The sequence below is a fragment of the Blastococcus sp. SYSU DS0541 genome, assembly GCF_054050875.1.
Genome location: NZ_JBJHAD010000004.1, coordinates 157423 through 171093 on the forward strand (window position 1 = coordinate 157423; position 13671 = coordinate 171093).

General features: G+C 75.1%; 12 protein-coding genes. 9 read left to right on the forward strand and 3 right to left on the reverse strand.

Annotated features, from left to right (window positions below):
* Positions 1 to 5 precede the first annotated feature (5 nt).
* The 3 genes from ACI794_RS06655 to ACI794_RS06665 all read left to right on the forward strand — a co-directional run bounded on the left by ACI794_RS06655 (position 6) and on the right by ACI794_RS06665 (position 4468).
* Positions 6 to 908: a diacylglycerol/lipid kinase family protein gene (locus ACI794_RS06655; protein ID WP_456601625.1), complete on the forward strand. Its 903-nt coding sequence runs from the start codon at positions 6 to 8 to the stop codon at positions 906 to 908.
* 105 nt (positions 909 to 1013) lie between these two features.
* The gene (locus ACI794_RS06660) at positions 1014 to 3851 is read left to right on the forward strand and encodes a DEAD/DEAH box helicase (protein WP_456615948.1); all 2838 of its coding nucleotides are present in this window, start codon (positions 1014 to 1016) and stop codon (positions 3849 to 3851) included.
* Between the two features lie 86 nt (positions 3852 to 3937).
* Positions 3938 to 4468, forward strand: coding sequence for a DUF4333 domain-containing protein (locus ACI794_RS06665; protein ID WP_456615949.1), 531 nt, complete (start codon positions 3938 to 3940; stop codon positions 4466 to 4468).
* Positions 4469 to 4476: 8 nt separating this feature from the next.
* Here the strand turns inward: ACI794_RS06665 and ACI794_RS06670 are convergent, their stop codons facing one another.
* On the reverse strand, positions 4477 to 5394 hold the full coding sequence (locus tag ACI794_RS06670) for a 5'-3' exonuclease (protein ID WP_456615982.1): 918 nt from the start codon (positions 5392 to 5394) through the stop codon (positions 4477 to 4479).
* Positions 5395 to 5530: 136 nt separating this feature from the next.
* Between ACI794_RS06670 and ACI794_RS06675 the strand changes: the two genes are divergently transcribed.
* The 4 genes from ACI794_RS06675 (at position 5531) to ACI794_RS06690 (ending at position 10011) form a co-directional block, all read left to right on the forward strand.
* On the forward strand, positions 5531 to 6685 hold the full coding sequence (locus ACI794_RS06675; RefSeq protein ID WP_456615950.1) for a M24 family metallopeptidase: 1155 nt from the start codon (positions 5531 to 5533) through the stop codon (positions 6683 to 6685).
* Complete coding sequence (locus ACI794_RS06680; RefSeq protein WP_456601621.1) at positions 6660 to 7127, forward strand: Lrp/AsnC family transcriptional regulator; 468 nt, start codon at positions 6660 to 6662, stop codon at positions 7125 to 7127. The genes ACI794_RS06675 and ACI794_RS06680 overlap by 26 nt, the downstream gene beginning before the upstream one ends.
* Positions 7128 to 7217: 90 nt before the next feature.
* Positions 7218 to 7784 carry a dihydrofolate reductase family protein gene (locus ACI794_RS06685; RefSeq protein ID WP_456601620.1) on the forward strand — a complete coding sequence of 189 codons (567 nt, stop codon included), beginning with the start codon at positions 7218 to 7220 and terminating at the stop codon, positions 7782 to 7784.
* Between the two features lie 91 nt (positions 7785 to 7875).
* Entirely contained in the window at positions 7876 to 10011 is a 2136-nt protein-coding gene (locus ACI794_RS06690; protein ID WP_456615951.1) for an intein-containing Rv2578c family radical SAM protein, read from the forward strand.
* Positions 10012 to 10021: 10 nt separating this feature from the next.
* Here the strand turns inward: ACI794_RS06690 and ACI794_RS06695 are convergent, their stop codons facing one another.
* Positions 10022 to 10867 (reverse strand): hypothetical protein, encoded by an 846-nt coding sequence (locus ACI794_RS06695; protein WP_456615952.1) that lies wholly within the window; start codon positions 10865 to 10867, stop codon positions 10022 to 10024.
* Between the two features lie 156 nt (positions 10868 to 11023).
* Between ACI794_RS06695 and ACI794_RS06700 the strand changes: the two genes are divergently transcribed.
* On the forward strand, positions 11024 to 12202 hold the full coding sequence (locus ACI794_RS06700) for a carboxylate-amine ligase (protein WP_456615953.1): 1179 nt from the start codon (positions 11024 to 11026) through the stop codon (positions 12200 to 12202).
* A 9-nt stretch (positions 12203 to 12211) separates the two neighbouring features.
* Positions 12212 to 13072: a lysophospholipid acyltransferase family protein gene (locus tag ACI794_RS06705; protein WP_456601616.1), complete on the forward strand. Its 861-nt coding sequence runs from the start codon at positions 12212 to 12214 to the stop codon at positions 13070 to 13072.
* Positions 13073 to 13081: 9 nt separating this feature from the next.
* On the opposite strand, the gene ACI794_RS06710 is transcribed toward ACI794_RS06705, so the two are convergent.
* Complete coding sequence (locus ACI794_RS06710; protein ID WP_456581349.1) at positions 13082 to 13609, reverse strand: GNAT family N-acetyltransferase; 528 nt, start codon at positions 13607 to 13609, stop codon at positions 13082 to 13084.
* Between the last annotated feature and the right edge of the window lie 62 nt (positions 13610 to 13671).

The following is a 13671-nucleotide window of genomic DNA, read 5'->3' on the forward strand; positions in this document are numbered from 1 at the left end:
CGGCGGTGGATGCCGCGGTCCTCATCAGCCCGGCGGCCGGGCGCGGCCGCGCCCTCACCGCGAGCCGGTCGGTCCTCGACGCGCTGCGCGAAGAGGGGGTGGTGCCCCGGGTGCTCGACGCCACCACCCGGCCCGACGCCGAGCGCCAGGCGGCGGAGGCGATCGCCGAGGGCGCCGGAGCCGTCATCGCGGTGGGGGGTGACGGCGCCGCGCACGCGGCGCTGCAGGCGGTCGCGGGGTCGGCCGTCCCGCTCGCCGTCGTCCCGGCGGGCACCGGCAACGACCTGGCCCTGGCCCTCGAGGTGCCGGCCGATCCGGTGGCGGCCGCCCGCGCCGCCGCCCGGGACCTGCTGGCCGGGCGCCACCGGGCGGTGGACGCGGGGCGCGCCGCCGGCCGCTGGTGGGCCACCGTGCTGTGCTGCGGGTTCGACTCGGCCGTCACCGACCGCGCGAACCGGCTGCGCTGGCCCCGGGGCCGGCGCCGCTACGACGTCGCCGTCCTGGCCGAGCTGGCCCGGCTGCGCCCCTATGACGTGACGCTCTCCCTGGACGGCGAGACCCGCACGCTGGCCGCCACGATGGTCGCCGTCGGCAACACCGCCTGGTACGGCGGCGGTCTGCGGATGTGCCCGGGCGCCGACTGCGCCGACGGGCTGTTCGACGTCACCGTGGTCGGGCCCGTGACGCGCCGCGAGCTGGTGCGCACCCGACCGCGGCTGGCCGACGGCAGCCACGTCGGGCACCCCGCGGTGACGGTGCACCGGGCGGCCCGCGTGGAGCTGTCGTGCGCCGGCGTCAGGACCTACGCCGACGGGGAGCTGATCGGGCCCCTGCCGGTGGTCGTCGAGTGCGTGCCCGCCGCCGTCCGGATCGCCGGCGCGGGGCCCGGCGACGATCAGCTGACCTGATCATGCGGTGTCCTCCCTCAGCGCATGCGCTGAGGGAGGACGCGCCACGATCAGGGAAGCTGATCGTGGCGAGCCGATGACCCGGGGCGCGCCTAACGTGGGGGCATGTCCAGCCCCGCTGAGCGGTACGCCGCAGCCCGGCGGCGGACCTCCCACCCGACGCTGGCCGACTTCACCGCCGAGCTCGGCTTCTCCCTGGACCCGTTCCAGGTGGAGGCGTGCGAGGCGCTGGAGGAGGGCTCCGGCGTCCTGGTCTGCGCGCCCACCGGCGCCGGCAAGACCGTGGTGGGCGAGTTCGCCGTGCACAAGGCTCTCGCCGAGGGGCGCAAGGCCTTCTACACGACGCCGATCAAGGCGCTGTCGAACCAGAAGTACAACGACCTGGTCGAGCGCTACGGCGCCGACCGGGTCGGCCTGCTGACCGGCGACAACGCGGTCAACGGCGACGCCCCGGTGGTCGTGATGACCACCGAGGTGCTGCGCAACATGCTCTACGCGGAGTCCCCGGCGATCCACGGCCTGGGCTACGTGGTGATGGACGAGGTCCACTACCTCGCCGACCGGTTCCGCGGCGCCGTGTGGGAGGAGGTGATCATCCACCTGCCCCAGTCGGTCACCCTGGTCTCGCTCTCGGCGACGGTGAGCAACGCCGAGGAGTTCGGCGACTGGCTGGTCACCGTGCGCGGCCACACCAAGGTGGTGGTCAGCGAGGTCCGGCCCATCCCGCTGTGGCAGCACATGCTCGTGGGCAACCGGGTGTTCGACCTGTTCTCGCTGCGGCCCGCGGCGCACGCCGGGGAGCAGGGCGAGGGGCCCCGGCCGCTGTCCACGCGGGAACGCGGCGCCTCCGTCGTCGACCCGGAGCTCGTCCGCTACGTGCGGGAGCACGAGCGCCGCCTGGACACCTGGGGCGGCAACGGCCGCCGGGAGGGCCACCACCGGCCCCGGTACCGGCCACCGGCGCGGTCCGACGTCGTCGAGCGCCTCGACCGGGCGGGGCTGCTGCCGGCGATCACCTTCGTGTTCAGCCGCAACGGCTGCGACGCCGCGGTCCACCAGTGCCTGCTCAGCGGGCTCCGGCTCACCGACGAGGCCGAGCGCGCCGAGATCGCGGCGATCATCGACGAGCGCACCGGCTCGCTGCCGGAGGAGGACCTGCACGTCCTCGGCTTCTGGGAGTGGCGCGAGGGCCTGCTCTCAGGGCTCGCCGCCCACCACGCGGGGCTGGTCCCGGCGTTCAAGGAGACCGTCGAGGAGTGCTTCGTGCGCGGCCTGGTCAAGGCCGTCTTCGCGACCGAGACCCTGGCGCTGGGCATCAACATGCCGGCGCGCACCGTCGTGCTCGAGCGGCTGGTCAAGTGGAACGGCGAGGCGCACGTCGACGTCACCCCGGGGGAGTACACCCAGCTCACCGGCCGGGCGGGTCGGCGCGGCATCGACGTCGAGGGGCACGCCGTCGTCATCTGGGCGCCCGGCATGGACCCGAGCGTCGTGGCGGGGCTGGCCAGCACCCGCACCTACCCGCTGCGGTCGTCCTTCCGGCCGAGCTACAACATGGCGGTCAACCTGGTCGGCTCGTTCGGGCGGGCCCGCGCCCGCGAGCTCCTGGCCAGCTCGTTCGCGCAGTTCCAGGCCGACCGCTCGGTCGTCGGGCTGGCCCGGGCCGCTGCCCGCCACGAGCGGGACGCCGAGGAGTTCGCCGCCCAGATGCACTCCGACCGGGGCGACGTGGGCGCCTACGCGCTGCTGCGCCGGCAGATCTCCGAACGCGAGAAGGAGCTGTCCCGCGACTCCCAGGCCAAGCGGCGGATCGAGGCCGCCGACGCGCTGGCCGCGCTGCGCCCCGGCGACGTCATCCGGGTACCCACGGGACGTCGGCAGGGGCTGGCCGTCGTCCTCGACCCCGGGATCACCGACCTGGCCGATCCGCGGCCGCTGGTGCTCACCGAGGACAAGTGGGCGGGCCGGCTGGGCTCGGTGGACTTCCCGACGCCGGTGCAGGCGCTCGCCCGGGTACGGGTCCCCAAGAACTTCAACCACCGCAGCCCGCACGCCCGCCGCGACCTGGCCTCGACGCTGCGCAACGCCCGGGTGGAGCACGACCTGGGCGCGCGGCGGGTGAAGAAGGGCCGCTCCGCGGCTGCGGACGACCCGGTGCTGGAAGACCTGCGGCAGGCACTGCGCAACCACCCCGTCCACCAGCTGCCCGACCGGGAGGATCGGGTGCGGGTGGCCGAGCGCTGGCTGCGCGCGGTGCACGAGGCGGAGGCCCTGCAGCGGCGGATGGCCGAGCGCACCGGCTCGCTCACCCGGCAGTTCGACCGGACCTGCGACGTCCTGGAGGAGCTGGGCTACCTGGTGCCGGAGGTGGCGCCGCTGGTGCCGGCCGACACCGAGGTGCTCGGGGCGGTCGACGACGTGCCCGTGATGACCGACGACGGCCGGCGGCTGGCCCGCATCTGGTCGGAGTCCGACCTGCTCGTCGCCGAGTGCCTGCGCGAAGGGGTCTGGCGCGGGCTCGGCCCGGCCGAGCTTGCGGCCTCGGTCTCCACGCTGGTGTTCGAGGCCCGGCGGGACACCCCGGGGCTGCCCTCCGTGCCCGCCGGCAAGGTCGGCGCCGCCATCGGCGAGATGCGCGGCATCCGCTCCCGGCTGCAGGACGTCGAGCTCGACCACGACGTGCCCCCGAGCCGCGACCTCGACCTCGGGTTCGCCTGGGCCGCCTACCGCTGGGCCGACGGCCAGAGCCTGGACCGGGTGCTCGCAGGAGCCGAGCAGGCCGGCACCGAGCTCTCCGGCGGCGACTTCGTCCGCTGGGCGCGGCAGCTGCTGGACCTCCTGGACCAGCTCGGCAAGGTCGCCGACGAGCCGGTGGCGCGCACCGCCCGGGCCGCGGTGGAGCGGGTGCGGCGGGGCGTCGTGGCGGTCGCCGTCGGCGGCTGACCCGCGGCGCCGCCGGTCCCGCCGGGAGCCGGTGCGGCAGGATGCGAGCGGCCCCGAGGGGGCACCCCACCGACCCGGGAGCGACGATGACCCACCCGCCGTACGGCGAACGGCCGCACGAGGGGACCGGGCGGCTCCCGCAGCCGGGCTGGCAGCCCTCGTCGCAGGGCCCGGGGCCCGCACCCCACCCGGCCTCCCCGCCGCCCGGGGCACCCGGGTACGGGGGAGCTGCGTACGGGCCCCCCGCACACGTCGCACCCGGCTCTGAAGGCCCCGGGCACGGCTCGTCGGCGCAGCCGCCGCCGGACGGCCGGCGCCGGGCCACCCTGCTGCTCCTGCTCGCCGCTGTGGTCCTCGCGGTCGTCGCGGGGGTCGCGCTCCTGGCGACGGCGACCGGCCCGGTCGTGCTCTCCCGGTCGGCCGTCGAGCGGGACGTGGCCGCGCAGTTCGAGCAGCGCGAGGGCGTCGCCGTCGACCTGGACTGCGACCAGGAGATGCGCGTGGAGACCGGCGCCCGCTACGAGTGCACCGGCGTCACGGCGGACGACGAGGAGGTGACCCTGCGCATCGAGATCACCGACGCCGACGACGCCCGCTACACCTGGAGCGAGCGCTGACCGGGGGCTCAGCCCAGCACGTCGGCCGACCAGCCCAGCGCGGCGCCCAGGCGGCCGATGGAGGACTGCAGGCCGTGCTGCTCGGCGAGCGTGGCCAGCGTCTCCGGATCGGCGGGGGAGCGGGGAAGGGCGCCGTCCACGGCGGGCAGGTCGACGTCCCGCGCGACGGCGACGACCACCGGCGCGGCGTCGAGGTAGTCCGCGGCCGCGTGCATCTTCTTCAGCACCGCTGCGGTCAGCGGCGGCGCCGGGACGACGGTCCGCGCCACGGCCGCCCGGATCCCGGCCAGGTCCCCGTACCCGTTGATCAGCGCGGCCGCGGTCTTCGCGCCCACCCCGGCCACGCCCGGCAACCCGTCGCTGGGGTCACCGCGCAGCACCGCGAAGTCGGCGTAGGCCCGGCCGGGGATGCCGTACTTGGCGGCCACGCCGGCCTCGTCGACGTACTCGAGGTCGGAGATGCCGCGGGCGGTGTAGAGGATCCGGATCCCGCGGGCGTCGTCGACGAGCTGGAAGAGGTCGCGGTCACCGGTGACGACGTCGACGGGCCCGCGGGCCCGGGTGGCGAGCGTGCCGATCACGTCGTCGGCCTCGTAGCCGGGGGCGCCCACCCGGGCGATCCCCGCCGCGGCCAGCACCTCGACCAGGACCGGCACCTGCGGGCCCAGCTCGTCGGGGGTCTCCTCACCGCCGTCGGGCGCCAGGCGGTGCGCCTTGTAGGAGGGCAGCGCCTCGACGCGGAAGGCCGGCCGCCAGTCGTCGTCCCAGCAGGCGACCAGCCGGTCGGGGCCGTGGGCGGTCACCAGGCGCGCCGTCATGTCCAGGAACCCGCGGACGGCGTTGATGGGCCGCCCGTCCGGGGTGGTGACACTGGTGGGGACGCCGTAGAACGCCCGGAAGTACAGCGACGCGGCGTCTAGGAGCATGGTGGTCACGCGGCCGCCCCGATGCCGCCGGGTGCCGTCGTCCGCTGAGACCTCGCGCGCTCGCCCACGTCCGCGGACGGTAGCGGTCTGGCAACGATTCAGGAGCAGCGCCGTCCCGCCTGGCTACTCTGCGCCGGTGGGAACCGTGACAGAACCGGCCGGCAGCGGCCCGCTGGTGAGCCTCGACCGCCTGCACGCCGCCCGCGCGGTCGCCGGCGAGCTGGGGATCGACCTCCTCGTGCTCACGCCGGGCGCCGACCTCCGCTACCTCTGCGGGTACGCCGCCCACGCGATGGAGCGGCTCACCGCGCTCGCGGTGCCGCGCAGGGGGGAGCCGTTCCTGGTGGTGCCACGGCTGGAGGCCCCGATGGTCGACGCCGGGCCGGCGGGAGCGCTGGGCCTCGAGGTCCTGGCGTGGGACGAGACCGACGACGCCTTCGCCGTCCTGGCCGGGGCCGCCGTCGGCCGCCTGGGCGCCGCGCCCGCGCGCGTCGCCGTCGGCTCCCGCACCTGGGCCGAGCACGCCCTCGGGGTGCAGCGCGCGCTGCCCGGCGCGGTGCTGGAGCTCGCGTCGCCGGTCGTCGACCAGCTGCGCATGGTGAAGACGCCGGCCGAGGTCGAGGAGCTGTCCCGGGCGGGCGCGGCGATCGACCGGGTGCACGCGCGCATGGGGGAGTGGCTGACCGTCGGCCGCACGGAGGCCGAGGTGGGCGCCGACGTCGCCGCGGCGATCCTCGCCGAGGGGCACGTCGCCGTCGACTTCACCATCGTCGGGTCGGGCCCGAACGGGGCGAGCCCGCACCACGAGCTCTCCGATCGCGTGATCGAGGCCGGCGACCTCGTCGTCGTCGACATCGGCGGTGAGACCGCCACCGGCTACCGCTCCGACTGCACCCGCACCTACGTCGTCGGCGGCAGCCCGGACGCCGAGGTCGCCGAGTGGTACGCGGTCCTGCACGCCGCCCAGCAGGCGGCGACCGCGGCGGTCCGCCCCGGCGTTCCCGCCGAGGAGATCGACGCCGCCGCCCGCCAGGTGATCGCCGACGCCGGATGGGGCGGGTACTTCATCCACCGGACCGGCCACGGCATCGGGCTGGACTCCCACGAGGCCCCCTACATCGTGGCCGGCAACCCGCTCCCGCTCGAGCCCGGCATGGCGTTCTCCGTGGAGCCGGGCATCTACCTGCCCGGCCGCCACGGTGCCCGCATCGAGGACATCGTCGTCTGCACCGACGACGGCGTCCGCGTCCTGAACAACGGTCCCCGTGGGCTCGTCGAGCTCCCCGGCTGAGGGCGGCGCCGTCGACGTCGACCGGGCGCTCCTGGCGGCGCTGGCGCGCGACGGCCGCGCCAGCTTCACCGAGCTCGCCGAGCGGGTGGGGCTCTCGGTGTCGGCCGTGCACCAGCGGGTGCGCCGGCTCGAGCAGCGCGGCCTCATCACCGGGTACCGGGCGACGCTGGACGCCACGAAGATCGGGCTGCCGCTGACCGCCTTCGTGTCGATCACCCCGACCGACGCGCAGACCGACGACGCCCCGACGCTGCTGGCCCACCTCGACGCCATCGAGGAGTGCCATGCGGTCGCCGGGGTGGAGAGCTACATCCTCAAGGTGCGGGTCGCCTCACCGGACGCCCTGGAGAACCTGCTCAAGGAGATCCGCTCCGCCGCGAACGTCACCACGCGGACCACGGTGGTGCTCTCCACGTCCTACGAGGCCCGGCCGCTGATCTGACCGGTGTGATGGCCGGGTGTGGCCGGACCGATGATTTCCCACCGCCGTGCTGGTCGGTACGCCGAACACCGACTCCGGAGAGGCCGACGCATGCGGAGACTGGCCTTCGGCATGAACCTGTCCCTGGACGGCTACATCGCCGCGCCCGGCGGGGACCTCGGCTGGGGCGTGCCGAGCGACGAGCTGTTCCAGTGGTGGTCCGACCGGGTGGGGGCGACGGGCACGGCGCTGTACGGACGCAGGCTGTGGGAGGCGATGAGCTCCCACTGGCCCACCGCCGACCAGCAGCCCGGCGCCACACCGGCGGACATGGAGTACGCCCGCCGCTGGCGGGACATGCCGAAGGTGGTGTTCTCCTCGACGACCAGCGCGGTCGACTGGAACGCCCGCCTGGTCACCACCGGCGACGCGGTTCCCGAGATCACCCGGCTCAAGACCGAGGACGGCGGCCCCATGGACGTCGGCGGCGCCACCCTGGCCGCGGCGGCCATGCGGGCCGGGCTGATCGACGAGTACGCGCTCGTCACCCATCCGGTCCTGGTGGGCCGAGGCATGCCGTACTTCGCGGCCCTGGACAACTGGGTCGACCTGACCCTGGTGGAGACCCGGACGTTCCCCGGCGGCGTGCTCCTGACCAGGTACGAGACCAGGCGCTGAGCGCCCGGTGCCGGTTCGAGGCGGGCTCCCGGCGCACACGACGTCCGTCGCCCCCGTGGACATCTGTTCGAACGTGTGTTCGGATGGGCGCATGCGGTGGGACGCGCAGCGGCTGGACCTCGAGGAGCCCGGGGCGCTCCCCGGCATGCCGAGCACCCGGGGGCTGCTGCGCAGCGTGCAGGTGCCGGAGTTCCCGGGGCTGACCTTCCACGAGGTGCGGTCGAAGAGCGCGCTGAACCGGGTTCCGGGGGAGTCGGCCATGCCGTTCCCGTGGACCATCAACCCTTACCGTGGCTGCTCCCATTCGTGCGTCTACTGCGTAGGCGGAGACACGCTCGTCCTCACGGCGGACAGCCGCCAGGTCCGCATCGCGGACCTCGCGGTCGGCGACCGGATCGTCGGGACGGTGAAGCGCGGCCCGTACCGCTTCTACGTGGAGACCAAGGTGCTCGCGCACTGGTCGACCCTCAAGCGCGCCTACCGCGTGACCCTCGCTGACGGGACCACCCTGGTCGCCAGCGGCGACCACCGCTTCCTCACCGGTCGCGGGTGGAAACACGTCGCGGGTACCGGTGCGGGCGCCGGCCAGCGCCCGCACCTGACCTGCAACGACGAGATGCTCGGTTTCGGCAGCACCGTCGTGACGCCCGACGAGACGGTCGCGTACCGGCGTGGCTACCTCACAGGGATGATCCGTGGAGACGCGACACTCACGACGTACGGGTACCGGCGGTCCAACGGACGGCCGGGCGTCGTCCACCAGTTCCGACTCGCCCTGATCGACCTGGACGCCCTCCTTCGCACCCAGAGGTTTCTGCAGGAGGAGGGCGTCACGACTGCCCGCTTCGACTTCTCCCCGGCGTCGGAAGGGCGCCAGGCCATGCACGGCATCCGCGCCGCGCGCGGTCGTGCGATTGCGGACATTCAAGCTCTGGTGCGCTGGCCGGCCACCCCGCCGGCCGAGTGGAGGCGTGGCTTCCTCGCCGGCATCTTCGATGCGGAGGGGTGCCGCAGCCGACACGTCGTCCGGGTGAGCAACGCGGACGACGAGATGCTGGCGCAGACGAGCGCAGCGTTCGCCGCGCACGGGTTCGACAGCGTCCTCGAGGACCCAGGACGGCCCGACCGGGTCCGCACCGTTCGCCTGCGCGGTGGGCTGAAGGAGCACGTGCGGTTCATCCACCTCGTCGATCCCGCCATTCGCCGGAAATGCCGACTGCAGGGCACCGCGATCAAGAGCACGGCCGACCTGCGCGTCGCCAGCGTGGAGGACCTCGGCCTCCAGATGCCGATGTACGACATCACCACGGGCACCGGTGACTTCATCGCCAACGGCGTGGTCAGCCACAACTGCTTCGCCCGCCGGACGCACGAGTGGCTGGAGCTGGACTCGGGCCGGGACTTCGACACCCAGGTCGTGGTGAAGACCAACCTGGTCGAGGTGCTGCGGCGGGAGCTGGCCCGGCCGGCGTGGCAGCGGGAGCACGTCGCCCTCGGCACGAACACCGACCCCTACCAGCGCGCGGAGGGCCGCTACCGGCTGATGCCCGGGGTCATCGATGCCCTCGCGCGGTCGGGCACGCCGTTCTCCGTCCTGACGAAAGGCACCCTGCTGCGCCGGGACGTGCCGCTGCTCGCTGCGGCGGCCCGCGACGTACCGGTCGGGCTCGGCGTCTCCATCGCCATCTGGGACGACGACCTGCACGCCGGCCTCGAGCCCGGTGTCCCCACACCGCGGGCGCGGCTGGAGATGGTCCGCGCCCTCGCCGACGCCGGGCTCCCCTGCGGGGTCTTCCTCGCGCCCGTCCTGCCGGGCCTCACCGACTCCCCGGAACGCCTGGACACCGCGCTCGCGGCGATCGCCGCGGCGGGCGCCACCGGGGTGACGGTCATCCCGCTGCACCTGCGCCCGGGGGCCCGGGAATGGTTCATGGCCTGGCTGCGCCGCAGCCACCCCGAGCTGGTCCCGAGCTACGAGCGCCTCTACGCGCGCCGGGCCTACGTGCCGGCGGAGTACCGCACCTGGCTCGCCCGGCAGGTGGCCCCGCTGCTCGCCCGGCACGGGCTGGACCGCCAGCGCGGCGGCGCGGCCCGGAAGGTCGAGGTGGCAGGCGTCCCGGGCGACGAGGAGGTCGGCTTCCCCGCAGGCAGCCTGCCGTCGCGGGCCACGGGTGGGCGCCCCCCCGACGCACCGGCCGGCCCGGCCGAGCAGCTGACCCTGCTGTGAGGTGGCGGGGTCAGCCGCCGGTGCGCGCCGCCCGGGCCGTCGCGCGGGCGGCACGCACGACGCCGCGCGCCCCCACCGGGGGTGCGCCGGCCGCCAACGCCAGCCGGCGGTAGCTGTCGTAGGACAGCTGGCGGTAGGCAGCGGCGAGCTCCTCCACGGCCTCCCGGCGGGAGGGCGCAACCGTCGCCCGCAGGTGCCCGACCGTCGCGCGCACATGCTTGGTGAACGTCGCCTGCAGGGCCTGGTTGGACAGGCGGCCACCGATGCGCGAGTCCAGGCCCGGACCCCGGCGGAGCGCCGGCAGCACCCAGGGGCTGGCGGCCAACGCCGGGAAGGCCTCGCGCGTCGCCTCCCACGCGTGCCAGGCGGTCACCGCCCCGGGCACGGCCCACTCGCCGTCGTCCGTGGAGATGAGCAGGCGGCGCGCGGTCGCCCGCACCTGGTCCCGGCGCAGGGAGCGGAACGTCCCCACGGGGGCGGGCCAGCCCAGCGCCAAGGCGCACCAGGCCACCGACCGCAGGTGCTCGGGGTCCTCGGCCCGGATCTGCGTGAGCGGGCGCAGGTCGAGCTGCGGAGGATGCGGCTCGGGCGTCACCGGCAGCGCCAGCGCCAGGCCGCCGTAGCGGGCCACCTTGCTGTAGAGCGCCACGGTCGCCGGCTTCCACCCCCGCGCGGCAGCCAGGTCACCGAGGCCGCCGGCCGCCAGCTCCTCCGGTCCCAGGCCCAGCTCGAGGGCCGCATCGGCCAGTCGCCGCCACTGGGTCTCGTACCCGGGTGGTGGGCGCAGCCGTGACCAGGCACGCGCCGGGGGGAGGGCGGGCATGTCGGGCAGCGGCTGCTGCCATGCACGAGGCATGGCTGGATACTACCGTTATCCCCAACAAACATACGGCTCACGACTGTGGGCACGTGACGAGACCACCGTCACGGCACCCTCCGGGCGCCGAAGCACCGACGGACGACCCTGCCGGTTGACCGTGCACCGGAGGACCACCCTCCGGATCATGGGGCGGTGCGAACGGTGGGCGTCGAGGAAGAGCTGCTCGTGGTCGACGCGGACGGCGTCCCCGTTCCCCGGGGACCGGAGGCACTCTCGGTGGCAGCCCGCCGCGGCGAGGGGGAGGACGTGCACCAGCACGACCTCGAGGAACAGGGTGCCGACGTCGCCGTCCCGGAGACCGCGCACCTGGTGCCCGAGCTGAAGGCCCAGCAGCTGGAGCTCGGGACGCCGGTGTGCACGACGCTGGCCCAGGTCGGGGCCCAGCTGCGGTACTGGCGCGGCCGGGCCGACGCGGCGGCATCGGCCGTCGGCGCCCGCGTGGCCGCCCTGGCCAGCTCGCCGGTGGACGTCGCACCGGTGCCGACGGACGGAGAGAGGTACCGGCGGCTGCTGGAGATTTTCGGCCGCACCGCCGAGGAGGTGCTGACCTGCGGGTGCCACGTGCACGTCTCGGTCGCCGACGACCGCGAGGGGGTCGCGGTGCTCAACCGCATCCGCGTCTGGCTGCCGGTGCTGACCGCGCTGAGCGCCAACTCGCCGTTCTGGCAGGGCCGGGACACCTCCTACGCCAGCTTCCGGTCGCAGGTCTGGCACCGGTGGCCCTCGGCCGGCCCCAACGGACCGTTCCGCGACGCGGAGGACTACCACCGGCTCGTCGAGGCGGTCCTGGCGACGCGGACGGTGCTCGACGACGGGATGGTCTACTTCGACGCCCGCCTGTCGGCGAGCTGGCCCACCGTCGAGGTGCGCACGATGGACGTGGCGCTGCGCATCGAGGACGCCGTCACCCTCGCCGGCCTGGTGCGCGGCCTGGTCGAGACCGCCGCCCGCGACGCCCGGGCCGGGGGAGCGGTGCCCGAGATGCGGCCCGAGGTGCTGCGCCTGGCGGGCTGGCGCGCCTCCCGCTCCGGGCTGTCCGGAGAGCTGGTGCACCCGCGCACCGGCCGGCCCGCGCCCGCGGCCGACGTCCTCGCCGATCTGCTCGACCACGTCCGGCCGGCGCTGGCCGACGCGGGCGACGAGGCCCTGGTCGGCGACGGGCTCCGGGCGATCCTCGACCGCGGCACGGGAGCGGACCTGCAGCGGCAGGTGCACCGGGAGACCGGCGACCTGACCGCGGTCGTCCGGGCGGCCGTCGCCGCCACCGCGGGGGAGGAGACCGCCCGGGCAGCAGCCGGGGTCAGCCGCTAGATTCCCGCCATGTACACCGCGAGCTGGCGCGACGTCGTCCGTCCCGGGCTGTTCGGCCCCTCGCCCGATCCGCGGGACAAGCCCTACCGCGCCATCATCCGGCTCGCCCTGGTCGTCTTCCGGCTGCTCCGCTTCCGGTTCGACGTCCGCGGCTCGGAGCACGTGCCGCCCACCGGTGGCGCCATCATCTGCAGCAACCACGTGAGCTTCTTCGACTTCACGTTCCTCGGGCTCGGGGCGCTGCCGCAGCACCGCCTCGTGCGGTTCATGGCGAAGTCGCCGGTGTTCGAGCACTGGTTCGCCGGGCGGTTCATGCGCGCCATGAAGCACATCCCCGTCGACCGGAAGGCGGGCTCGGCGGCGTTCGAGGCGGCCGTCCGCGCCCTCAAGGACGGAGAGGTGGTCGGCGTCTTCCCCGAGGCGACCATCAGCACCAGCTTCACGGTCAAGGAGCTCAAGGCCGGCGCCGCCCGCATGGCGATCGATGCCGGGGTCCCGATCATCCCCGCCGCCGTCTGGGGCGGGCACCGCGTGGCGACGAAGAACCACGAGGTCGAGCTGCGCCGCGGGGTGCCGGTGACGGTGATCCTCGGCGAGCCCATCGCGGCCGAGCCCGGGGAGCAGATCGCCTCGCTGCTGGGACGCACGCGCACCGCCATGGAGGCGCTCCTCGACGAGGCGCAGCGCAGCTACCCGGACCAGCCGGCCGGGGACGACGACCGCTGGTGGCTCCCGGCCCACCTCGGGGGGACCGCCCCGACGCCGTCGGAGGCCGCGGCCGCCGACACCCTGCGCGCCACCGGCCGGGCGACCAAGCCGCCGAAGCGGACGGCGGTCAGCCGGCTGACCGGGCTGCTCCGCCGGCGCTGAGCACCGGGATCACTCGACGACGACCGGCGCCATCAGGCGGAACGCCTCGAGCTCGACGTCGTACCAGCGGCGCATCCGCCCCAGCGGCGTCATGCCCAGCCGCCGGCACACCGCCATCGACGGCTCGTTGCCGGGGCGGACGACGGCGTACACCTCGGGGAGGCCGCAGGCGAAGGCCCGGTCGATGACCGCCCGCGCCGCCTCCGTGGCGTAGCCGTGCCCCCACGAGTCCGGGTGCAGATGCCAGCCCACCTCCACCTCACCGACCCCGTCCGGCAGCGGCTTGAGCAGCACCGTGCCCGCCGGCACGCCGTCGGCTCGCTCGATCGCCCAGCACAGGTGCCGCTCGTCGCGCCGGTGCACCTCCGCCCAGCGGTCGACCAGCTCACGGGGCGGGATCGACGGCGTGCCGCCCAGCCAGCGCGTCACCTCGACACGCCCGTAGAGGTCGCAGAGCCGGGCGAGGTCCGCCGGCGCCGTCGTCCACGGGCGGAGCCGCAACCGCCCGGTCCGCAGCCCCGTCTCCTCACCGCCCATCGTTCCTGCCTACCGCCGGCCGCCAGGACCGGCCACCCGGACGCCGGCCCGGCGGGTCGTGG